The organism is Clostridium sp. BNL1100, from assembly GCF_000244875.1.
Classification (GTDB): Bacteria; Bacillota; Clostridia; order Acetivibrionales; family DSM-1351; genus Ruminiclostridium.
The window spans coordinates 707,776-731,240 of sequence record NC_016791.1; the positions used below are offsets into that span (position 1 = coordinate 707,776).

Genomic DNA, 23,465 nt, shown 5'->3' on the forward strand with positions numbered 1-23,465 from the left:
TAAACAAATAGTGGCACAGGCATAAAGAATGGTTTATCCAATGCCGGAAATGGAGAAGATATGGAAAAAAAATTAAATGATTATATTGATAAGATGGTAAGTGTTGTTGATTGTATAAACAGAATTGATCCGGAATATTTTACAAAATACAGTGTTAAAAAAGGACTGAGAAATAGCGATGGATCCGGAGTTCTGGTGGGATTAACCGAAATAGGTGAGGTTCACGGTTATGTTATGTACGAAGGCGAAAGAAAAGAAGACGAAGGCCGCCTTGTTTACAGAGGTATAGACGTATACGAGTTGGTAAGGGGATTTCAGCAGGAGAAAAGATTTGGCTTTGAAGAAGTATGTTATCTGCTTTTGTTCGGAAAACTCCCAAATAGCGATGAATTGTCAGAGTTTAACGAGTTGTTGGGAGGATTAAGAGCATTACCCAATGGCTTTACCGAGGATATGATATTAAAGGCACCCAGCTCGGACATTATGAATAAGCTGGCAAGAAGTGTACTTGCGTCTTATTCATATGATGAAGTACCCGACGGTATAGACCCAAAAAATCTTTTGAGGCAGAGCATTGAACTGATTGCAAGATTTCCAACAATGGCAGCTTACGGATTCCAGGCAAAGTCTCACTATTACGGAGGGCAAAGCCTTTATATTCATAGCCCTGTTCCTGAACTGTCAACTGCTGAAAATATACTTTATATGATAAGGCCGGACAATAAATACACTCAGACTGAAGCTGAAATACTTGACCTTGCTCTGGTACTTCACGCAGAGCATGGAGGAGGAAACAACTCTACATTTGCTGCAAGAGTAGTATCTTCTACTGAAACAGATACATATTCAGCCATTGCTGCTGCAGTCGGCTCTCTGAAAGGGCCAAAGCACGGTGGAGCAAACATTAAAGCAATGAATATGCTTACAGATATAAAGGAACACGTTGAAGATTGGGCTGATGATGATGAAATTAGAAATTATCTCATAAAGATAATCAACAAGGAAGCCTTTGACGGAGCAGGCCTCATATACGGAATGGGCCATGCCGTATATACCTTGTCAGACCCGAGAACAATACTGCTAAAGGAAAAGGCGCATCAACTGGCAATAGAAAAGGGAAGGGAAAGAGAATTCCTGCTGTATGATGCTGTTGAAAGAATCGCACCTGATGTTTTTGCACAGGCAAAGGGTACAACTAAAAATATTTGTGCCAATGTTGACCTTTACTCAGGATTTGTATATGATGCACTGGGAATTCCAACCGAGCTGTTCACACCATTATTTGCAGTTGCAAGAATAGTTGGCTGGTGTGCTCACCGAATTGAAGAGGTAGTATGCATGCAAAAGATAATAAGACCTGCATACAAGAGTATTTCAAAACCACACAAATTCTTGCCGATGGAAGAAAGATAATTATTCTTTTTAATAAGAGATGGGGAGACGCTTTAGTAGCGTTATCCCCAAACTCCTATCATACTCATGAAAACAATAAACAGAAGAACCGGTGTAATATACCTTACCAAAAAGGTATAAATTCTTATAAGTGTCTGATTTTTCAACTCCCCATAATTGGAAAGTTCTGTTTTTATATCCTTTTTATTTATAACATAACCTGCGAACAATGCAATGAGTAGTCCGCCAAGGGGTAACAAAACATTTGAAGAAGCCTGATCAAAGAAATCAAATAAGTTTAAACCGAAGGGTTTTATTTTGCTTATGGGGTTAGCACTGTTCTGAGACAGGGTAACAAATGTTCCTATAATAAGAACTATGGAGGAACATATCAATACTGCTTTTCTTCTGGATACTTTCTTTTCTTCTACAAAGTAGGTAACCACAACTTCAAGCATTGAGAGCATTGCGGTTGTTGCTGCAATGGCCGACAATACAAAGAATAGAACTATTAGTACTCCTCCAAAGGGTACTTTTGAAAATACCAACGGAATAGTTTTAAACAACAGTCCCGGGCCTTGCTGAGGAGTCATGCCAAAGGAGAAAACAGCTGGAAAAATTGCAATACCTGCCAGAAGCGAAACAATTGTATCTGACACGGCAACCCTTCCGGCGGTAGCAATCATATTATTGTCAGAGGTAAAGTAGCTGCCGTAGGTAATAATGGTTCCCATTCCCAAAGACAGTTTGAAAAAAGAAAGTCCTAATGCCATTAAAATAACTTCTTTTGTGACACTGGAAAAGTCTACTTTAAAAATAAAAGCTACTCCTTCCATAGCACCTGGCAATGTCAGCGCACGTATATCACAAATTACGATAAGAATCAGCAACACGGGCATCAACAGTTTGGTCATTCGCTCAATTCCTTTTTTTACACCCAGCACCAGAATTGACGCTACTACTACAATAGCAACAAACTGCCATATTATAGGGGCAACCGGAGAAGAAACGGTTTGATTGAATATGTTGTCCATTTCTTTATAAGAACTGTTTGAAAAAATTCCTGACAAACCCTTGAAAATGTATGAATAGACCCAGCCTGCCACAGAGCTGTAGAAAAAAAGAATAAAAAAAGCCGACAGTATACCCATATATCCAATTATTTTCCACGGCCCTCTGGGTTTGATAGCAGATATAGCACCGATAGGGTTTTTTCTGGTTTTTCTTCCGATATACATTTCACTTATCATAACAGGCAGTGCTACAAGAACAATACATATAAAATATATCAGGAGAAAAGCTCCTCCTCCGTAATTGCCTGTAAGATAAGGAAATTTCCATATATTACCGAGACCTACGGCTGAACTTAATGTTGCAAAAAATACTGCTAATCCTGTTGAAAACCTTTCTCTTTCCTGCGATTTTTTTTCCATTAATTTAAAGTACCTCCAGTGCTTTAGTGATAATTATTTTTTACAGTTTGATAATAATAATACAGATATGTAATTTTAATGAGGTTAAAAATGTGAAACATGGGTATAACCAAAATAACAAAATAATTACATGTGTAGACAAGGAGCAAAAAATAAAATATCATAAATTAGATACTTATGCAATAAAACCGTAGCAATAATAATATATTTAAATCAAAATAAATGGTATATATGGAGGACGAAAATGAGAAGAACAAAAATAATTTGTACATTGGGGCCTGCTTCTGATAATGAGGATGTATTAAGGGATATGATGCTTGGCGGAATGAATCTGGCAAGATTGAATTTTTCCCACGGAACACATGAAGAACATAAAAAGAGGGCAGACTTAGTAAAGAAAATAAGAGAAGAACTTAATCTTCCAATACCTTTATTACTTGATACAAAAGGGCCTGAAATAAGAACTGGTAAATTTAAGGATGGGCAGGTCATACTTGAAGAAAATGATGAGTTTACACTTGTTAACAAGGATATAATAGGTGATGAAACGAAATGTACAATTACCTACAAGGAGCTTTACAAGGACGTTTCAAAGGGAAGCAAGATACTTATTAACGATGGTTTGGTTGAACTTGAAGTTACCGAAATAAAGAACAAGGATATATGCTGCAGGGTTCTTAACGGTGGGGCAGTAGGAAATCACAAGGGAATAAATGTACCCGGTGCGGAAATTAAATTGCCTGCCCTAACAAAACAGGATATTGATGATATCAAATTCGGTATAGAGAACGACTTTGATATTATAGCAGCCTCATTCGTCAGAAAAGCTTCCGATGTTGTAGAAATAAGGAAGGTCCTTGAAAAGAATGGCGGCAAGGATATATTGATAATAGCAAAAATAGAGAATAGAGAAGGTATAAAGAACTTCAATGATATTCTTAAGGTTTCTGACGGGATAATGGTAGCAAGGGGAGACCTTGGCGTAGAAATACCTGTAGAAGAGGTTCCAATTGTTCAAAAGAACATTATTGAAAAATGTTATCAGACCGGTAAACCTGTAATAACTGCTACCCAAATGCTTGACTCTATGATTAGAAATCCAAGACCTACAAGAGCCGAAGCAAGCGACGTTGCAAATGCTATCTTTGATGGAACAAGCTGTGTAATGCTTTCAGGGGAAACAGCTGCAGGTAAGTACCCTCTTGAAACCATTGAAGTAATGGCAAGGATTGCCGAGAAGGCTGAAAGATCCATGGATTACTGGAAGAGATTCACAACTGCACGTTCCGAATTTAATTCCAGTGTCACAAATGCTATCAGTCATGCAACCTGTACCACTGCCCTTGATTTAAAGGCTTCTGCTATAATAACGGTTACACAGTCGGGACACACCGCAAGAATGATAGCCAGATTCCGTCCAGCATGCCCGATTATTGCAACAACAGCAAATCCAAAGGTGCAAAGACAGTTGAATTTGTCCTGGGGAGTACTACCGTATCTGGTAGGAATTGCAAATACTACAGATGAAATGTTTGATAACGGTGTTGAAAAGGCATTGGAATCCGGCCTTGTAAAGAATGGTGATCTGGCGGTAATAACAGCCGGTATGCCTGCCGGGATAAGCGGAACAACCAATACACTTAAAGTGCATATTGTGGGAAAAGTGTTGGTTCAGGGTGTTGGAATCGGTACAGCTTGTGCAACAGGGGAATTATGTGTTGCCCAGAATGCTAAAGAAGCAATGGATAAATTCAGTGACGGTAATATATTAGTTGTTCCATTTACAGATAACTCTATGCTTCCTATAATAAAGAGGGCATCTGCCATAGTTGTGGAAGAACACGGACAGTCATGCCATACTGCAACAGTAGGCTTGGCACTGGATATACCTGTAGTAGTAGGGGCTGAAAATGCTACTAAGATATTGAAATCAGGCTCTGTAGTAACAGTTGATTCTGAAAGAGGCCTCATAATCAGATGTAATTGATAAATGCCTAAAAAAGGGATTTATCAGTTGAACTGGAAAGTCAATAAGGTTATAATAATTAATGCTAATTGGTATATTTTATGGAAAAATGAGAGGATAGACATGGCTGACAAAAGTGAAAAAAAACAGAAAAAGCAATTACCGCTGCTTCCGCTCAGGGGACTAACGGTTTTCCCTTTTATGACCTTGTACTTTGATGTAGGAAGGGATAAATCCATAAAGGCACTCGAAGAGGCAATGATCAATGACCAACTGATTTTTCTTGTTGCACAAAAAGATGCTTCGGCTGATTCTCCCGGTGCTGATGATATTTATTCAATCGGTACTGTATCAAAGGTTAAGCAGTTACTTAAACTTCAGGGTGATACAATAAGAGTTCTTGTTGAAGGCATAAACAGGGCAGAAATAAAGAAAATTGTACAGGATGATCCTTTTTTCATTGCAGAAGTGGTTGAGACAACTATAGAAGAAGAGGACTTCGTCGAAAATGAAGTGGAAGCTTTGAAAAGAAGGTTGGTTTCGGCCTTTGAGGATTATGTAAAACTAAGTGGAAAGGTTTCTCCGGATACAGCCCTTTCGGTTGTGGAGATTAGCAATATAAGTCAAGTTTCTGATATAATAGCAAACAATATACCTCTGAAGGTTGAGCAGAAGCAGGCCATACTTTCAGAATTCCACCCGCTGAGAAGGGTTGAAAAACTACTGGAAATTCTATATCAGGAAACAGAAATACTTGAGATTGAAAAAGATATAAATTCAAAAGTAAGAAAACAAATAGATAAACTTCAGAAAGAATATTATCTTCGTGAACAGATGAAGGCAATTCAAACTGAGCTTGGTGACAGAGAGGGAGTTGCCGGTGAGGTTGAGGAGTATAAGGAAAAACTAAAATCAGCCGGGCTTCCGGAAGAGGTTGAAAAGAAGGTTCAGAAGGAATTGGACAGGCTTTTGAAGATGCCTCAGGGCTCTGCTGAAGGCGGTGTAATAAGAACCTACCTTGATTGGATATTTGATTTGCCTTGGAATAAGTCAACACAAGAGCATATAGATCTGAAAAGTGCAGAAGAAATTCTGGAGAAAGACCATTACGGTCTTACAAAAGTAAAGGAAAGAATAATAGAATATTTGGCGGTTCAAAAGCTGAAGAATAGCCTCAAAGGCCCTATTCTTTGTCTTGTAGGACCACCCGGAGTCGGTAAGACATCCATTGCAAAGTCTATTGCAAAAGCACTGAACAGGAACTATGTACGTATTTCTCTTGGCGGTGTAAAGGATGAGTCGGAGATAAGAGGACATAGAAGGACATATGTTGGTTCCATGCCCGGAAGAATAATATCAGCATTAAAACAGGCGGGCTCAAACAATCCTTTGATACTTCTGGATGAAATAGATAAAATGAGCAGCGATTTCAGAGGCGACCCGGCTTCTGCAATGCTGGAAGTACTGGATGCAGAACAGAACTTTGCTTTCAGGGATCACTATATGGAGCTGCCGTTTAATCTATCAAATTCATTGTTCTTGACTACTGCCAATACTTTGGATACAATACCGAGACCACTGCTCGATAGAATGGAGATAATTAATCTTTCCAGCTATACCGAGGAGGACAAGGCAAATATAGCTATGAAATACCTGCTTCCAAAGCAGATCAAGCTTCATGGACTTACAGCAAAAAGTATAAGATTAGACGAAGGCACTGTGAGAGATATTATCAATTACTATACCCGTGAAGCAGGAGTAAGAAATCTTGAAAGAGAGATAGGTTCTGTTTGCAGAAAGGTTGCAAAGGTTATTGTATCCGAATCAAAAAAATCTGTAACCGTAAACAGAAATAATCTGGAGAAATTTCTTGGAGTTAAGAGATTCAGGTTTGATTATGCAGGGGAAAAGGATGAAATCGGTATTGCCACTGGTCTTGCATGGACTCCTGTAGGCGGTGATACACTTTCAATAGAAGTAAACCTTATGCAGGGTAATGGTAAGTTGGAGCTAACGGGGCATTTGGGCGATGTTATGAAAGAATCTGCAAAGGCTGCTATGAGTTTCATAAGGTCAAGATGCACGGAATTGAAGATAGATGAGAAATTTCACGAAAAAAATGACATACACATACATGTTCCTGAAGGTGCAATTCCTAAAGACGGACCTTCAGCCGGAATTACACTTGCAACTGCAATGGTATCCGCCTTGTCAGGATTACCGGTAAACAGAAAAGTAGCTATGACAGGCGAAATTACACTCAGAGGCAGAGTCCTTCCCATAGGCGGACTCAAAGAAAAGGTGCTGGCGGCGCATAGAGCTGGAATTGAGACAATAATTCTTCCGGTAGACAATAAGAAAGATATAGAAGAAATACCTGAGAATGTAAGACAGTCTTTAAATTTCATATGTGCTTCTGATATGCAGACAGTATTGGAAAATGCACTTGTTCATAAAAAGGAATAGTTGATAAAACTCCTTGAGGGTGCGGAGTGTCCTATAAAGGGAGTAGACCGTAGCCGGATTGACATGATTGTAGTAAGAGAAAACAGTGAGGGCGAGTATGCCGGTGCTGGAGATTGGCTGTTCAAGGACAAGCCTGAAGAAGTTGTACTTCAAACAGGAGTTTTTTCACGCAAAGGCTGCGAGCGAGTTATCAGATACGCATACGAGCTGGCCAGAAAAGAAGGTAAAACTCTCACAAGTATAAGCAAGGCAAACGCTCTCAACTATTCAATGGTATTCTGGGATCAGATTTTTGAAGAGGTAGGAAAAGAATATCCGGATGTAAAAACATATTCATATCTTGTAGATGCTGCATGTATGTTCTTTGTAAAGCAGCCTGAGAGATTCCAGATAGTAGTAACATCCAATCTGTTTGGAGACATTATTACAGATTTGGGTGCAGCAATATCAGGAGGAATGGGACTAGCTGCCGGTGCAAACAAGGACTTTCCCATCTATGTTTGAACCCGTACACGGTTCGGCACCAGACATAGCAGGACAAGGTAAAGCAAATCCTCTGGCGGCAATATGGTCAGTAAGCCAAATGCTTGATTTCTTCGGTTATGAAAATTGGGGAAGTAAAGTATTAAATGCAATAGAGCAGGTAATGGTAGAAAAGAAGTATTTGACTCCGGATATGAGCGGAACTTCAAAGACAAATGATGTTGGAGATGCGGTAATTGAAGTACTGAAAAGATTAGCTTAAAAAACTATAAAAGAACATAATAACTTTAAAACAGCTATGTTGGATGATATTCCCAAATAGCTGTTTTTTCTTTGAAAAAAAATTAAAATAAGAAGGAATTTTATGTATTTATGGCGAATATAATATTTTGGGATAATTATGTTGACAAATTTATAATTAAGAGTTTTATCTGGAGGGCCCTATGACATATAGTATAATAGCTGCTGCAACTATACTAATTACAGCTCTGTTGGCTTTTTACTATCTATATAAATCAAGAGAGCTTGATTTAGGTACTTTTATGTCGATTTCATTAGGAGCGGCTATTCTTGGCATTACTTTCAATCCGGCTTATAATAAAATGTTTGGATACATAGGGAGCTTTAAGAATATTAACCAGAAGGTTGAAATTTTATTTTTTATTATCATAGCTTCTATTTTCTTTTTAATCCTGGTTTTTACCATAAGTATAATAGTTTCTGTTTGCCTTCCTGACAGGCTGAGTTCCATAAATTGCAGCATTGCACTTGAACGATTTTTTGGAAGGACAAAAAGTCATTTTAAACCTGAAATATCGGAGGATAAGACACCTGAAGTTTCCGAGAACGATGAAAACCTTGAGGATTTGTCAGCTGAGGGAGATTGTGAATTGATATCAGCTATCGAAGAAACTGTTGCTTGTGATGAAATTTTGGAAGATACTCCTGAACAAGAAGTTGCCGAAGACACTTGTGCACCTGTTAATGAATCAGAAATTCTTGTATTAAAAGCTTTTGACTGTAAAGTTAAAGGCCAAAAAGAACAGGCTGTTCAGTACTATACAAAGGCTTTGGACTATGGCAGCCTTAGCAATGATATGGTTTTTTGGGTAGTATTGGACATTTGTACCCTGTATAAGGAATTGGGACTTAATGAATTGGCCTGCAGCATCTTGAACAGTGTTGCAAAAAGGTACGGTAATGAATTGAAACCGGAAATCAGAGCGGAAATTATCAAAAATCTAAAATAAGGGAAGATTGTTTTACATTTTTCAAGGAGGTCAGCTTTAATGAAAAAAACTGAAGAGGTAATAGGTTTACCTATAATTAGTATTTGTGACGGTGAAGAAGTTGGTAAGGTAAAGGGAGTTATAGTTAATGCTGCAAAAGGTGCGGTTGACTATGTTGTAGTAGAAAACGGAATACAGATTCTAAATGCAAAAGTTATTTCTGCAAAGGATGTAATAGGAATCGGTGAATATGCACTGACGATTGAAAATGAAGCTGTTATAAATGATATTAGCAAAATACCAGCTGCCATAGACCATCTACAAAAAAATATACCCGTTAAAGGCACAAGAGTTATGACCAAAAAGGGAAGCTTAATAGGTGAAATAGGGGATATCTATGTAGATGAAGATAACAGTTGTTCGATATTTGCGCTGGAGTTCATTTCAATTAAAGACCAAAAAAATATAAGACTAATTCCAAGAGAAAGTGTTATAACCTTTGGTAAAAACCTAATAGTTGTACAGGAAAATGTTGAATCTGCACTCGCTGATGATATTTCAAAGTTAGAATCAGGGATAGAAAACGATGGTTCAGATACAATCCAAACAAACAATACAATTATCGACGAAAATATTGAATCAGGTTCAATGAGTGAGCTTATGGAAAAGAAACACCGTGATTTTCTTAATGGCAAAAGAGTATCGAAAACCATATATGACAATGAGGGAAAAGTATTGATAGAAGAGGATACTCTCATTGACGAGGATGTATTTGATCTGGCAAAAGCATATGACAAGGTAATTGACTTAGTAATGAATAACAAATAAATATAAAACCGGCTGTAGCGAAAGCTGCAACCGGTTTTAATGATTTTATTAAAAGTAAACGTTTAAAGTTTCTAAAGCGTTTTCATGGATAATCCTTTCTCCGTATTCATTCAGATAGCCTTCGAAAAAGTTGGCATTTCCCACATGAGCAGAATACTCATCCATAATTATCTCCAATTGAGGAGAGGATGAAGACCCGGCAAGTAGAAGGTAATAACTGCTTTTAAACCTATAAACAGTACTTTCACCGTTGTACAATGGATAAATCCTTTTTGCCAATTGGCATAAGTCTTCAATTGAATCAAAACAGTATATGTTCAAAGTGGAGCAAACCTTGCTTTTTTTCTTTTTCTGCCTCAAATCAGAATTCTTATATTTGCTTTTGATATATTTTTGAATAGATTCAAATTCGCCGTCTGAGTCAATCTTTGTAATAGTTACAACAAATCCGTCCTCATTTTCCGGAGAGGCTTCAAATACCAGCTGAGAATCAGCGGATGCGAAACCGTACTCTTCTTCGGCACGTTCCATCATATCCCAGAATAATTCCTGGGCGGCAGGTGAATTATAATTCAGAGAAGAAATATCAATATTTCTTTCTTCCAGGTCATTTAATGTGATTGTGACCCTCAGTACATTTTCATTAACTTTTTCTATTCTCATTCAATCACCAACTTACTTTAATTAATTTAATCTGGAAAACCTGCTGAACATTAATTTTTAATAGTTTACTATATTATACTTCGAAAATAAATAGTTGAGAAGTAATATTTATCAATAATATACTTTACAAAGACATGTAATATCTATAAATACAACCATATAATACAATTACTATTATTATACTACAAAGTAAATAATACATTAAAGGTTCATTACAAAGCTACAATACATTTGAAATAATACCTATAAAAATATATAATATTTAAAAATATATGCAATTATAAGAGGAATAATAAATGAGAAATATAGTTTTGGCATCATCGTCACCAAGAAGAAAAGACTTACTGAGACAAATAAAATTACCATTTGAAATTATTCCAAGCGAAATTGATGAGAATATAAGTGAGTTGACAGGTACTCCGGCCCAAAAAGCAGAACAACTGGCATATCAAAAAGCAAGAGATGTTTCTAACAGAGTAAAAAAAGGTTTGGTTTTAGGCGCAGATACAATTGTAGTAATTGACGATGAGATTTTAGGCAAGCCTAAAGACACCGAAGATGCTTATGAAATGCTTAAAAAGCTTAGCGGAAAGGAACATGAGGTAATCACCGGAGTATGTCTGATTGACCTAGATAACAAGATTGAGCTTATACAACATGAAACAACCATCGTACAATTTATAGAGCTGGATGATGAAAAAATCAGAGCGTATATTAAAAGCGGTGAGGCATATGATAAAGCGGGTTCTTATGCAGCTCAGGGTGTCGGGGCAATATTTGTAAAGGGAATAAAAGGATGTTATTCAAATGTTGTCGGGCTTCCGTTAACCAGACTAAGTGATATGTTGGAAAAGCTTCAGGAAAGCGTTATTAAATAAAATTCTATAATACCAGGTTCTTAAAATTACGACTCTAAAACACATAATGACGATGTAATTGGAATAAAAACATGGTATAATGAAAGATATGTGAGTTAGTTAGATCGCTGGAAAATTAACGAGGGAAACAATGGATAGGTTAAAGATAAAAGAGCTTCCCATATGCGAGAGGCCTTATGAAAAAATGTCGGAAGTGGGGGCAGACTGCCTGTCAAACGCCGAATTGCTTGCTATAGTAATTAAGACAGGAACCAGAGCTTACACAGCTGTAGAGCTTGCACAGAAGGTTTTAAAGCTTTCTCAGGACGGAAGACTTTCCTCCCTTAACAACCTCTCTATTGAACAGCTTATGAAAGTAAAGGGAATTGGCCGTGTAAAGGCGATTCAGATAAAAGCTGTGCTTGAGTTTTCAAAAAGAATAGCAACGAGCAACGGAGTTGTACGCCATTTTGTCAAAAGTGCCGATGATGTAAGTAATCTGATGATGGAAGAAATGCGATACTTGAAAAAGGAAATGTTCAAAGCTATTCTACTGGATACAAAAAATAAAGTATTAAAAATAGTGAGTATTTCAACAGGCAGTTTGAATGCTTCCATAGTTCATCCCAGAGAGGTTTTCAGCGAAGCTGTGAAATGCGGCTGCAACAGTATTATATTTGTACATAATCATCCCAGTGGGGATCCGACACCCAGTAACGAAGATATACGTACTACTGACAGACTTGTAAATGCGGGAGACATATTGGGGATAAAGGTATTGGACCATATTGTACTGGGTGATGGAAGATATGTGAGTTTAAAAGAACAAGGCTTTATTTAGCCAAAATACACAGGAGGTACTTTTTAAATGAGTTTTTTTGCAAGAGATATTGGTATAGATTTGGGAACTGCGAATACATTGGTACATGTTAAGGGAAAAGGAATCGTCGTCAGAGAGCCGTCTGTTGTAGCAGTTAACATTAAAAATAACGAAGTATTGGCGGTAGGAGAAGCCGCAAAAGAAATGATTGGACGTACGCCGGGCAATATTGTAGCAATCAGACCGATGAAAGATGGTGTTATAGCTGATTTTGACATAACTCAGAATATGATAAAGTACTTCATAAAAAAGGCTATGTCTCAAGGCAGGTTCAGTAAGCCAAGAGTTGTTATATGTGTTCCGTCAGGTGTTACAGAGGTTGAAAAGAGAGCTGTTGAGGATGCGACTCTACAGGCAGGTGCAAAAGAAGCCTACCTTATTGAGGAACCAATGGCAGCTGCAATTGGTGCGGAATTACCTGTAGAAGAACCGTACGGAAGCATGGTTGTTGATATAGGAGGGGGTACTTCGGAAGTTGCAGTAATATCTCTCGGAGGTATCGTTACAAGTAAGTCACTTAGAATTGCAGGAGATGAATTGGACGAATCAATCGCCCACTACATTAAAAAGGAATACAGCCTTATGATAGGTGAGCGTTCTGCTGAAGAAATCAAGGTTACAATAGGAAGTGCTTTTCCTAAGGCGAAAGAAGAAAAAATGATGATAAGGGGAAGAGACCTTATTACAGGTTTACCTAAGAACATCGAAATAACCTCCACAGAAATAAATGAAGCGTTGAAGGAGCCTGTCAATGCCATAATAGATTCCATAAAATATACCCTTGAGAAAACTCCGCCTGAGTTAGCTGCCGATATTATGGACAGAGGAATAATGCTCACAGGAGGAGGGGCGCTTCTTGATGGTTTGGATAAGCTGATAAAGCAGGAGACAGGTATGCCTGTTTCAATAGCTGAAAATCCTCTTGATTGCGTTGCTTTGGGAACAGGTAAAGTCCTGGAGGAAATAGAGACACTGAAAAAGGTTCTTTTATCGCCACAGAGGTTAAAATAACTAAAAGCTTTAAGTAGGTGGGTTAAGAGAGGAGAAGTATTCCTTGAAGTATTTTAAAAGTAGGGCGTTGGTAGTTACAATAATAATATTAATTCTTATTGTGTGTATAGGCTTGACCGTAAATCCGGCAAGTAACATAAACTGGATAGGGAACTTGATTTCAGTACCCTTTACATCTGTTGAAAAAGCATTTTCGTATACAGGACAGAAGGTTGGGGATGGAATAAATCTTTTTGACAATGTTCAAAAGCTGCAAGCTGAAAACAAGGAGTTAAGAGAAAAAATTGATAAGTTAAATAACGAAAGAACCGAGTATTTAAGGCTGAAAAGGGAAAATGAAGACTTGCGGAAAGTTTTTGATTTGAAAGATCAGCTGGCAGACTCTGATTTTGTTGGTGCCAATATAATAGCTAGAGATGGCGGAAATCTCTTTAATATCTTTTTAACGGATAAAGGGTCTGCTAACGGAATTGATTACAATATGCCGGTTATTACCAGCAAAGGCCTTGTGGGAAAAGTAGTGTCTGCACAACCTTTTTCTTCCAAAATTATAAGTATCATTGAAGATGGAAGCTCTGTAAGTGCCATTGTTGCAAAAAGTGGCGACTATGTTGTTGTAAAGGGAGACATTAAGCTGGAAAAGGAAGGTTTGTGTAAACTGGAATATATTCCCGCAGAGCTTGACCTGATTCAGGGAGATGTAATTGAAACATCCGGAATCGGAGGTATTTATCCAAAGGGTATTACCATAGGAACAGTCAAGGAAATAAGATCAGGAGAAAGCGATCTTGACAAATATGCAATTATTCAGCCTGCAGCCGATTTAAAAAGACTAAATCAGGTGGTAATACTCAGAAATAAAGAAGCACAATCAAAGTCGGAAATGGAAAATGCAGACAAATGAGAAATAAAGTAATTTTATATGCTATACTTATATTCATATTTGTAACTGCACAGGTTACATTATTGAATAACTTTGCAATTTTTGGAGTATCTCCGAATCTTGTTATTATTTTAATAGTGAGTATTTCACTGCTGAAAGGCAAGACGGACGGTGCGGTTGTTGGCTTTTCTGCGGGATTATGCATGGATGCCGTAATAGGTGTTGCCTTAGGGTATCATGCTCTTGTGGGAATGCTTCTCGGACTTGCATTGGGCAATATAAACAAAAGGCTTTTTAAGGAAAATATACTTGTAATGGCTTTTTGTACTTTTTTATCTACATATATTTTCGAGTCTGCGATTATATTTGCATCCTACTTACTGGGCCTAAAAATCGAGTTTATTGCAACCCTCAAAACTGTGATTTTACCGGAGTCGCTGGTGAACTGTGTTTTGGGTATCGTTATATTTGTAATTATCATATTGTTGGACAGAAAATTTTTAGAGGTTGAAGAAAAAAACAGGTACTAAATGAGGTTTAGAGGTTAAATGAAACAGTTTTTTAAAGACAGATATACCATTGTGGGAATAGCTATAGTTCTGATGTTCTCTGTAATTGTCTACCAGTTGGCGAACATGCAGCTGGTTCAGGGCGAAAACTACTATACACAGTCCCAAAGTAAAATAATGAGATCAACGACCATTCTGGCTGAACGTGGGAATATACTTGACAGGTATGGCGTTCCTGTAGCTGTTAATTCCACCAGTTATTCCGTTATATTGATGGATACCGGGCTTGGGTCTAAAAAGCTCAATGAAATGATGTATAAAATTCTTAAGGTTCTTGAAAAGAACGGAGACTCTTACAACAAAACTTTCTCAAAGTATCTGACCTACCCGGTGGGTTTCGGAACTATGCTGAAAAATAATGAAAACCGGAAAAAAACCCTTAAGATTATGACAGGATATGATTTCAAGGGCTTTGATCAGGATTCTACACCGGAAGAAGTATATGAATATGTCAAGGACATGGTGTTCAAGGTTGATGACAAGTACTCCGAAAAGGATGCTTATGATATTATGACACTCAGGTTTCAAGGAATTTCAATGGATCCTGTCCTTGCAGATTCAATCAGTACCAAAACAATTGCAGAGCTGGAGGAACGGAGCGACGAATTTCCGGGAGTAATTATAGAGAGTGTTCCCAGCAGGAAATATGTTGATGCGAAGTATGCAGGGCAGTTAATTGGTCACGTAGGGCCTATAGATGCTGAAGAACTGGCTAAGAACAGCGATGCAGGCTATAAAATGACGGATATTATAGGTAAGTCAGGAGTAGAACTGACTACCGAAGGGTATCTGAGAGGTACTAACGGTTACAGACGTGTTGAAGTAGATGATAACGGAAAGCCAAGAACAGTCAGTGAGGAAGCAGTAAAGCCCGGTAGTGACGTAGTGTTGACTATCGACATGGGACTTCAAAAGGTAGCAATGGATTCCCTTGCAAAAAATATAAAACTTATACGTGAGTCTAGTGATAAAAAAAATCGTCATGACGCATTCGCAGGAGCTGCAGTTGCCATAGATGTGAATACCGGAGAAGTACTTGCACTTGCAAATTACCCAAGTTATGACCCGTCCATATTCATTGCAGACCCTGACGATAAGGTGGCAAATAAAGCAAAAGCAGCCTTGGGAGACCCTAAAAATACAACTACCTCGGAGTATAACAGGGCCATTGCCGGAATTTATACACCGGGTTCAACCTTTAAGCCCTTAGTTGGAATTGCAGCATTAGAGGAAGGAAAAACAACTCCATTTGAAACATATTTTGATAGAGGATACGAGACATTCGACGGTTTGATGCTAAAGTCAATTGAGTACAACCAATACCGTGCCGGTCTTGGAACAGTTAATCTCATAACTGCAATACAAAAGTCGTCTAATCCTTATTTTTACAATCTTGGTAATAAAGTTGGAATTGATAATTTAGTAAAATGGGCAAAAAGGTTCGGTTTGGGCCAAAAGACAGGAATTGATCTCCTGGGTGAAAGTAAGGGGATTATTTCCTCCAGAGAGTATAAAAAGAAAGTTGAGCCATATCCCTGGACTGCTGCTGATACAGCACAAACATCAATAGGACAGATGTATAACAGCTTTACCCCAATACAGCTTGCAAACTATGCAGCTACCATCGCAAATGGAGGTAAGCATTTAAAACCTCACATTATAAAGAGGGTTGTAAAGTTTGATGGCTCTATCGTAACTGAAACAAAGCCTGAATATGAAATAATTCCGGTTAAGAAGGAAAATATGAAAGTAATTCAGCAGGGCATGATTGCGGTTGCCAATGCCACAGATGGAACTGCTGCCGATAAATTCAAGGACTTAAAGCCTATAACGGTTGCAGGAAAAACAGGTACTGCCGAAACAGGAAGGGAAGCAACTCAGTCCTCAAATGCACTGTTTATATGTTACGCTCCGGCCGACAAGCCTCAGATAGCAGTAGCCGTAGTAGTTGAAAGAGGAATTTTTGGTGCTTATACTGCACCCATTGCAAAGGACATACTTAAATATTACTTTGATTCAAACGGAACAGGCAATAAGGATTATACTGTTAAAGCAGATATAGTCCAATTGACCAAGTAAAGTATTTATGCCGCAGGGTAAGGCAGGTGGAGGTTAAAAGTATGGATGAAAGTTCAGTAACTTTTAAAGGGACTGTAAACGGATTGACAATCATTTTAAAGCATGAGCCGGAATTTAGTGAAATTCTACAATGTATGAGGGATAAAGTAAATTCTGCAGGTAAATTCTTCAGAGGTGCGAAACTGGCGGTAAAATATAAAGGCAGAAGCCTCAATGAAGAAGAAAAGTCCCAGTTGTTGGAAATACTTGTAAGAGAAAGCGGAGCCAGGATAGAATCATTTGAAGAGGATAAGGAACAGGTTCAGGCGGTAGCTAATAATGTTTCAACGGACAAGCCTGTTGAAAGAAAGAATCAGATAAAAAAGTATATGTTCTTTAAGGGTATAGAAGAAGGACAGACAAAGTTTTACAGAGGAACTGTACGCTCAGGACAATTGGTAAATTTTGATGGTAATTTGGTAATACTTGGCGATGTTAATCCCGGTGCAGTAATTGAGGCTACCGGAAATATAGTTGTAATGGGCTTGCTCAGGGGAGTTGTTCATGCAGGCAGCGACGGAAACAAGGAAGCTATAGTGGCAGCCTTGGGTTTGAATCCCACACAGTTGAGAATAGCAGACATTATAACACGTCCTCCTGATGAAAAAGGAGGAGTTGGGAATCCTATACCTGAACTGGCTTATATAAAGGATGACACCCTTTACGTAGAACGTTTTTTACCAGCCAGATAGCCCGGTTCAAAAAGGCAGCAATATTGACAAATTGAAAAAACAAATATATAGTTTAATGTGTATAAGTTTGAAATAATTCTCTTTTAATATATTTTCTTCTTAGAATTGGAGGCAATGCTGTATGGGCGAGGTAATTGTAATTACATCCGGAAAGGGTGGAGTAGGTAAGACTACAACAACTGCCAATATTGGTACTGGCCTGGCACTGGCAGGTAAAAAGGTAGTACTTATAGATACTGATATAGGACTAAGAAATCTGGATGTTGTAATGGGCTTGGAAAACAGAATCGTATACGATTTGGTTGACGTTATTGAAGGAGTTTGCAGAGTTAAGCAGGCCCTGATAAAGGATAAAAGGTATGAAGGCTTGTACCTCCTGCCCGCAGCACAGACAAGAGACAAGTCAGCAGTAGCACCTGAGCAGATGATTAATCTTGTAAATGAATTAAAAAATGAATTTGATTACATAATAATAGATTGTCCGGCAGGAATTGAGCAAGGCTTTAAAAATGCTATTGCCGGAGCAAACAGAGCAATAGTAGTAACCACACCGGAGGTTTCAGCCGTAAGGGATGCTGACCGTATTGTAGGGTTGCTTGAGGCAAATGAACTGAGAAATCCAAAGCTTTTAATAAACAGGGTAAGAATTGATATGGTTAAGCGCGGAGATATGATGACCATTGACGATATCATTGATATACTTGCGATTGACTTGATAGGTGTTGTACCTGACGATGAAAAGATTGTTGTCTCTACAAACAAAGGTGAGCCTGCGGTAACTGATGAAAAATCACTTGCAGGACAAGCATACAGGAATGTAACCAGAAGAATACAAGGTGAAGATGTACCCATTATGAACCTTGAAACTGATGAAGGATTTTTGAACAAGTTTAAAAAATTACTGGGATTTAAAAATACATAAGGAGGGTTAGTAGTATGCTGATAGATTTCTCTAAAATCTTTGGCAGATCCAAGCCGTCTAAGGATGTAGCCAAAGAAAGGCTTCAGTTGGTGCTGATTCATGACAGAGCTAACGTTTCTCCTGAATTTTTAGAAATGGTTAAGGGTGAAATAATAAAGGTAATACAACATTACATGGAAATCGACGAGAGTGCACTTGATATACAATTAACCAGAACCAAAAGTGAAGAAGGTGACAGAGTGGTTCCGGCTCTCATTGCAAATATTCCAATAAAAAATGTAAAAAATGCAGGCAAATAAACTCAAAGGCAAGTGATTGGTTAGATGAATATAGCATTTATAGCTCATGATAACAAAAAAGAATTAATGGCAAGCTTTTGTATAGCTTACAAGTCAATTCTTCATGAACATCATATAATAGCGACACGATCTACAGGTATTATGATCAATAAAGCCACAGGGTTGAATGTCAATCTTCTTGCATACGGCAGTCTGGGTGCACAGCAGTTATCTGCCAGGATTGCTTGCGACGAAATTGATTTACTGATTTATTTCAGGGATGCAAATAGTGAAGAGGACCACAATAATTACCTGTTATTCAAGCATTGTGATGTGAACAACATTCCTTTTGCTACCAATATAGCATCTGCCGAGGTCCTTATAAAAGGTCTTGAACGTGGAGACCTTGCGTGGAGGGAACTGCTGAGGCAGGATTAAGAAAAATTTAAAACAGAGTTTTTATTTTAGAAGATATCCTATATATTCCAGGGTATCTTTTTTGTTGGCTATAAAACGCTATCTGGAATATTCCTTTAAATTGGTAAATATAATTTATATAATTATTAATAAGCCAAAGAAAGGGTGGAAGTAATGGACGAAATTATTGAAAGACCGAAATACTCCCGACCGACCGGTACTCCCCGGAGAAACAGAAGAAATACAAACAATGACCTCATTTCAACAATTGCAGCCGCAAAAATGCTGATTGTAGTGGTTTTTTTATCTGCAATAGCCTTGTGCAAGGCAGCGAATACACCTGCAACAGATACCTTTATATCAAAGGTTAAGTCAATTACAACTGTAAACTATGACGTAAATAAATATATTATTAGTGCGGCTACTACATTAGGTGTAAGACTGCCTGAAGGGGGCGGTAAGCTTCAGAAACTGGTGGGAGGCGGAAATAGTACAGATGGTAATGATATTCAGACTTCATCAGTTATAGATAAAACAGATTCAGGTGGTGGGGTTAATCCGGCATCCGGCACAAGCAGCAGTTCTGTTTCTACAGACAGTAAATCAGTATCAGGAAGTGATATGCAGGTGTTGGACGATATTGAAATAAAGAGTATTGCAGATAAATACTCATTTATTGTTCCTATCAAAGGAGAAATAATTTCACCCTTTGGAACAAGGACCGACCCACTAAGCGGAAATCCTCAGTTCCATACAGGTATTGATATAGAGGCAAATATGGGAACATCTATCAAAGCAGCATTGTCAGGAGAGGTTACTGAGGTGGGCTCAAATCCCGAATATGATAAATATGTAAAGATAAAACACAATGACGGTATAATGACTCTTTACGGGCATTGTTCAATCCTGGTTGCAAAAGTAGGACAAAAGGTTAATCAAGGAGATATAATTGCGAAGGTTGGTAACTCGGAGGATGAGGCAAGTTCAAATCTGCATTTTGAAGTATGGAAGGACAACAAGTTGATTAACCCGGGAAAGCTCTTTGACCTTATTAACGGAGGTAACTAAAGTATTGCCACATATCGATTTCCGGCTCAAAGGAACAAGGATTCAGATAGATTTATTGATTATTCCTGTATTTCTGGCGGCAATGATAGGAAAACTTCTTGTTGCATATTCTATGACCTTGGGTTTCATTATTTGTCATGAACTTGGTCATATTGCTACCGGAGCTATGTGCGGGGCCGGACTCAGCAGCTTTAGGCTCTTACCTGTAGGCGTTAATGCAGCTATTGATGATTTTCAATGCAGTAAGTCTCAAAAACTTCTGATATATATTTCAGGCCCTTTGGTAAATGTTGTTTTTGCAATAATCATATATTGTGTACATATGTGGAAGACTCTTGCAGGAGGATTTTTAAATGTAGATATTATGCTGGCCATAACAATAAATTTATGGCTGGCTATTTTTAATTTGATTCCTATCCCTCCCCTTGACGGTGGTAGAATCGCAATAGAACTTCTGGCTGATAAAGTGGGTTTATTCCGTGCAAACAGACTTATGAATATATTTTCATTGTTTTTTTCAATTATGATTATATGTATCGGAACTGTGGTATTAATTAAAAGTAGGTACAATGGGAGTCTTGTTTTAATTGGAGTTTACATTATTTTTCTTTTAAAGAAAAACAAAAAGGAGGCTGCCATCTTAAATATGAAGAACTTCATTTTAAAACGTTCGGCTATTATTAGAAAAGGTATTTTTCCTGTGAGAGAAATTGCGGTATTGGAAGATGTTAAGGTACTGGATTTGGTAAAATCAATGGACTATTCCAATGTATTTCATATAATTAAGGTACTGGATAATGACTTGCATGTTATAAAATCCATAACAGAACAAGATATCCTGAATACACTCATGAAAGGTGTTTCAGATATTACAGTAGGGGAAATACTGACAAAAAATATATAATATTCAAAAGACTTGGTTTACGATAAATGGTATTATTTAAACCTATCGTTTGTGTTGACTTTTAGTACATCATAATTATACAATTACAATTAGAATGTCTTATAGAATGTTATAAAACCATAATATCAAATGGGGGGGAATTTGGATGTTTAAAATAGTAAAAAAACAAGTATTGAATCCTTCAGTAGTTTTAATGTCTATAGACGCACCATTAATAGCAAAGAAAGCTGAGCCGGGACAATTCATCATTTTGAGGATATCCGAAGGGGGAGAAAGAATACCCCTTACTATAGCTGATTATGACAGGGAAAACGGTACTGTTACGATTATATATCAGATAGTCGGTAAGACCACAAGAGAGCTGGCTGAAATGAATGAGGGAGATAGTCTCCTTGATTTTGTAGGGCCTTTGGGAATTGCATCACATCTTGATGGCTATAAAAAGGTTGCTGTTATCGGAGGCGGTCTTGGAAGTGCCATAGCCTATCCTCAAGCCAAAAAACTTCACAGTCTTGGCGCAGAAGTTCATGCAATTACAGGTTTCAGAAATAAAGACCTTATTATTCTTGAGGAAGAAATGGAAAAGGTCAGCAGCAAGCTAATTGTAGCAACTGATGACGGTTCAAACGGAAATAAAGGTTTTGTTACTAATGTGTTGAAGCAACTCATAGATGAAGGAAATAAATATGATTTGGTTATTGCTATAGGGCCACTTGTAATGATGAAGGCTGTCAGCAACCTCACCAGAGAATATGGTATTAAGACATTGGTAAGCATGAACCCGGTTATGATAGACGGAACAGGCATGTGCGGAGGCTGCAGGCTGACAGTCGGAGGAAAAACTAAATTTGCTTGTGTAGACGGGCCTGACTTTGACGGACATGAAGTAGATTTTGACGAAGCAATGAGAAGACAGAATATGTACAAAAAACAGGAGAAAGAATCCACTGATATACATGTATGCAGACTTGGGGGTGCAAATAATGCCTAATATGTCATTAACTAAGGTAAAAATGCCTGAGCAGGAGCCAGACATAAGAAACAAGAACTTTAAAGAGGTTGCACTGGGTTACGATGAGAAGATGGCTATTGAAGAAGCACAGAGATGCCTCAACTGCAAACACAAACCATGTGTTTCCGGCTGCCCTGTTAACGTAAAGATACCTGAGTTTATCCAGCTAGTAGCAGAAGGAAAATTTGAGGAAGCTTATAATAAAATAAGAGAAACCAACAGCCTGCCTGCTGTCTGTGGAAGAGTTTGTCCACAGGAGTCCCAATGTGAAATGGTATGTGTAAGAGCAAAAAAGGGTGAGTCTGTTGGAATAGGCAGACTTGAAAGGTTTGTAGCAGATTGGTACATGCAGAACGTAAAGGCTTCCGTTAACAAGCCTGAAGGTAATGGTATAAAGGTGGCTGTTGTAGGGTCAGGTCCTGCCGGACTTACCTGTGCAGGAGACCTTGCAAAAATGGGATACGAAGTAACAATTTTTGAAGCATTCCACGTCCCAGGTGGAGTTCTTATGTATGGAATACCTGAGTTCCGTCTGCCAAAGGCTTTGGTTCAGCAGGAAATCCAGACAGTGAAGGACCTGGGAGTTGATATACAGACAAATATGGTAATAGGTAGGGTACTTTCCGTTGAGGATCTGAAAGAAGAAGGCTACAAGGCAGTATTTATAGGCTCCGGTGCCGGTCTGCCAAGTTTTATGGGGATTCCAGGAGAAAACTACAACGGAGTGTACTCTGCAAATGAGTTTTTAACAAGAATAAACCTTATGGGTGCATACAAATTCCCAAGTACCGATACCCCGGTATTTGTCGGGAAAAATGTTGCAGTTGTAGGAGGCGGTAATGTTGCTATGGACGCAGCCAGAAGCGCAAAGCGTCTCGGAGCCGAGAATGTTTACATTATATACAGACGTTCAGAAGCAGAAATGCCTGCAAGGCTTGAAGAGGTTCATCATGCAAAAGAAGAGGGGATAATTTTCAAGGTTCTGACCAATCCTAAGCAGATTCTGGGAACAGAGGACGGTTGGGTAAAAGGAATGGAATGTGTGGAAATGGAGCTTGGCGAACCTGACAAGTCAGGAAGAAGGCGTCCTGTAGAAAAGAAAGGTTCAGAGCATATAGTAGACCTTGAAACAGTCATAATTGCAATAGGACAATCTCCAAATCCTCTTATATCATCGACTACACCCGGACTTGACATACAATCGTGGGGCGGTATAATAGTTGAAGAAGAGACTGGTGCAACAAGTAAGAGTGGAGTTTATGCCGGTGGTGATGCTGTTACCGGTGCGGCTACTGTTATATTGGCAATGGGTGCCGGAAAGAAAGCAGCTGAGGCTATAGACAGGTATATCCGGCAGAACCAATAAGTCTTTTACAAACATAACAATATTTGTA

Annotated in this window: 23 protein-coding genes; 21 read left to right on the forward strand and 2 right to left on the reverse strand. The window is 38.3% G+C overall.

What is annotated here, in order from left to right; genetic code table 11:
• The first annotated feature begins 60 nt into the window (after positions 1-60).
• Positions 61-1,413 carry a citrate/2-methylcitrate synthase gene (locus CLO1100_RS03080; protein WP_014312294.1) on the forward strand — a complete coding sequence of 451 codons (1,353 nt, stop codon included), beginning with the start codon at positions 61-63 and terminating at the stop codon, positions 1,411-1,413.
• 41 nt (positions 1,414-1,454) lie between these two features.
• On the opposite strand, the gene CLO1100_RS03085 is transcribed toward CLO1100_RS03080, so the two are convergent.
• Complete coding sequence (locus CLO1100_RS03085) at positions 1,455-2,825, reverse strand: sodium-dependent transporter (RefSeq protein ID WP_014312295.1); 1,371 nt, start codon at positions 2,823-2,825, stop codon at positions 1,455-1,457.
• A gap of 244 nt (positions 2,826-3,069) precedes the next feature.
• Here CLO1100_RS03085 and pyk point away from each other — a divergent pair, with 244 nt between their 5' ends.
• The 6 genes from pyk (at position 3,070) to CLO1100_RS03110 (ending at position 9,797) form a co-directional block, all read left to right on the forward strand.
• The gene (gene pyk, locus CLO1100_RS03090; RefSeq protein ID WP_014312296.1) at positions 3,070-4,812 is read left to right on the forward strand and encodes a pyruvate kinase; all 1,743 of its coding nucleotides are present in this window, start codon (positions 3,070-3,072) and stop codon (positions 4,810-4,812) included.
• A 102-nt stretch (positions 4,813-4,914) separates the two neighbouring features.
• Positions 4,915-7,257, forward strand: coding sequence for an endopeptidase La (lon, locus tag CLO1100_RS03095; RefSeq protein WP_014312297.1), 2,343 nt, complete (start codon positions 4,915-4,917; stop codon positions 7,255-7,257).
• A complete protein-coding gene (locus CLO1100_RS03100) occupies positions 7,258-7,761 on the forward strand; it encodes an isocitrate/isopropylmalate family dehydrogenase (RefSeq protein WP_347456027.1) in 504 nt (167 codons plus the stop codon).
• Positions 7,754-8,002, forward strand: a complete 249-nt coding sequence (locus CLO1100_RS21345) for an isocitrate/isopropylmalate family dehydrogenase (protein WP_347456029.1) — start codon at positions 7,754-7,756, stop codon at positions 8,000-8,002. Before CLO1100_RS03100 ends, CLO1100_RS21345 begins: the two co-directional genes overlap by 8 nt.
• 181 nt (positions 8,003-8,183) lie before the next feature.
• Entirely contained in the window at positions 8,184-8,990 is an 807-nt protein-coding gene (locus tag CLO1100_RS03105; RefSeq protein ID WP_014312298.1) for a hypothetical protein, read from the forward strand.
• Between the two features lie 39 nt (positions 8,991-9,029).
• Complete coding sequence (locus CLO1100_RS03110; protein ID WP_014312299.1) at positions 9,030-9,797, forward strand: PRC-barrel domain-containing protein; 768 nt, start codon at positions 9,030-9,032, stop codon at positions 9,795-9,797.
• A gap of 48 nt (positions 9,798-9,845) precedes the next feature.
• Here CLO1100_RS03110 and CLO1100_RS03115 read toward each other — a convergent pair whose 3' ends face one another.
• Complete coding sequence (locus CLO1100_RS03115; RefSeq protein ID WP_014312300.1) at positions 9,846-10,460, reverse strand: adaptor protein MecA; 615 nt, start codon at positions 10,458-10,460, stop codon at positions 9,846-9,848.
• Positions 10,461-10,756: 296 nt separating this feature from the next.
• On the opposite strand from CLO1100_RS03115, the gene CLO1100_RS03120 reads away from it, so the two are divergent.
• The 14 genes from CLO1100_RS03120 to gltA all read left to right on the forward strand — a co-directional run bounded on the left by CLO1100_RS03120 (position 10,757) and on the right by gltA (position 23,437).
• Entirely contained in the window at positions 10,757-11,338 is a 582-nt protein-coding gene (locus CLO1100_RS03120) for a Maf family protein (RefSeq protein ID WP_014312301.1), read from the forward strand.
• A gap of 130 nt (positions 11,339-11,468) precedes the next feature.
• Complete coding sequence (radC, locus tag CLO1100_RS03125; RefSeq protein ID WP_014312302.1) at positions 11,469-12,158, forward strand: DNA repair protein RadC; 690 nt, start codon at positions 11,469-11,471, stop codon at positions 12,156-12,158.
• A gap of 27 nt (positions 12,159-12,185) precedes the next feature.
• The gene (locus tag CLO1100_RS03130) at positions 12,186-13,208 is read left to right on the forward strand and encodes a rod shape-determining protein (protein WP_014312303.1); all 1,023 of its coding nucleotides are present in this window, start codon (positions 12,186-12,188) and stop codon (positions 13,206-13,208) included.
• 43 nt (positions 13,209-13,251) lie between these two features.
• Complete coding sequence (mreC, locus tag CLO1100_RS03135; protein WP_014312304.1) at positions 13,252-14,112, forward strand: rod shape-determining protein MreC; 861 nt, start codon at positions 13,252-13,254, stop codon at positions 14,110-14,112.
• The gene (gene mreD, locus CLO1100_RS03140; RefSeq protein ID WP_014312305.1) at positions 14,109-14,621 is read left to right on the forward strand and encodes a rod shape-determining protein MreD; all 513 of its coding nucleotides are present in this window, start codon (positions 14,109-14,111) and stop codon (positions 14,619-14,621) included. Before mreC ends, mreD begins: the two co-directional genes overlap by 4 nt.
• An 18-nt stretch (positions 14,622-14,639) precedes the next feature.
• Complete coding sequence (gene mrdA, locus CLO1100_RS03145; protein ID WP_014312306.1) at positions 14,640-16,739, forward strand: penicillin-binding protein 2; 2,100 nt, start codon at positions 14,640-14,642, stop codon at positions 16,737-16,739.
• Positions 16,740-16,780: 41 nt separating this feature from the next.
• Complete coding sequence (gene minC / locus CLO1100_RS03150) at positions 16,781-17,470, forward strand: septum site-determining protein MinC (protein WP_014312307.1); 690 nt, start codon at positions 16,781-16,783, stop codon at positions 17,468-17,470.
• Between the two features lie 121 nt (positions 17,471-17,591).
• Positions 17,592-18,392, forward strand: a complete 801-nt coding sequence (gene minD / locus CLO1100_RS03155; RefSeq protein ID WP_014312308.1) for a septum site-determining protein MinD — start codon at positions 17,592-17,594, stop codon at positions 18,390-18,392.
• Positions 18,393-18,406: 14 nt separating this feature from the next.
• Complete coding sequence (minE, locus tag CLO1100_RS03160; RefSeq protein ID WP_014312309.1) at positions 18,407-18,691, forward strand: cell division topological specificity factor MinE; 285 nt, start codon at positions 18,407-18,409, stop codon at positions 18,689-18,691.
• Between the two features lie 24 nt (positions 18,692-18,715).
• Positions 18,716-19,108, forward strand: a complete 393-nt coding sequence (locus CLO1100_RS03165; RefSeq protein WP_014312310.1) for a methylglyoxal synthase — start codon at positions 18,716-18,718, stop codon at positions 19,106-19,108.
• Positions 19,109-19,261: 153 nt separating this feature from the next.
• Positions 19,262-20,155: a M23 family metallopeptidase gene (locus CLO1100_RS03170; RefSeq protein WP_014312311.1), complete on the forward strand. Its 894-nt coding sequence runs from the start codon at positions 19,262-19,264 to the stop codon at positions 20,153-20,155.
• A 4-nt stretch (positions 20,156-20,159) separates the two neighbouring features.
• Positions 20,160-21,059, forward strand: coding sequence for a site-2 protease family protein (locus CLO1100_RS03175; RefSeq protein WP_014312312.1), 900 nt, complete (start codon positions 20,160-20,162; stop codon positions 21,057-21,059).
• A 145-nt stretch (positions 21,060-21,204) separates the two neighbouring features.
• Positions 21,205-22,050: a sulfide/dihydroorotate dehydrogenase-like FAD/NAD-binding protein gene (locus CLO1100_RS03180; RefSeq protein WP_014312313.1), complete on the forward strand. Its 846-nt coding sequence runs from the start codon at positions 21,205-21,207 to the stop codon at positions 22,048-22,050.
• Positions 22,043-23,437, forward strand: coding sequence for an NADPH-dependent glutamate synthase (gene gltA, locus CLO1100_RS03185; protein WP_014312314.1), 1,395 nt, complete (start codon positions 22,043-22,045; stop codon positions 23,435-23,437). The genes CLO1100_RS03180 and gltA overlap by 8 nt, the downstream gene beginning before the upstream one ends.
• Positions 23,438-23,465: the final 28 nt, after the last annotated feature.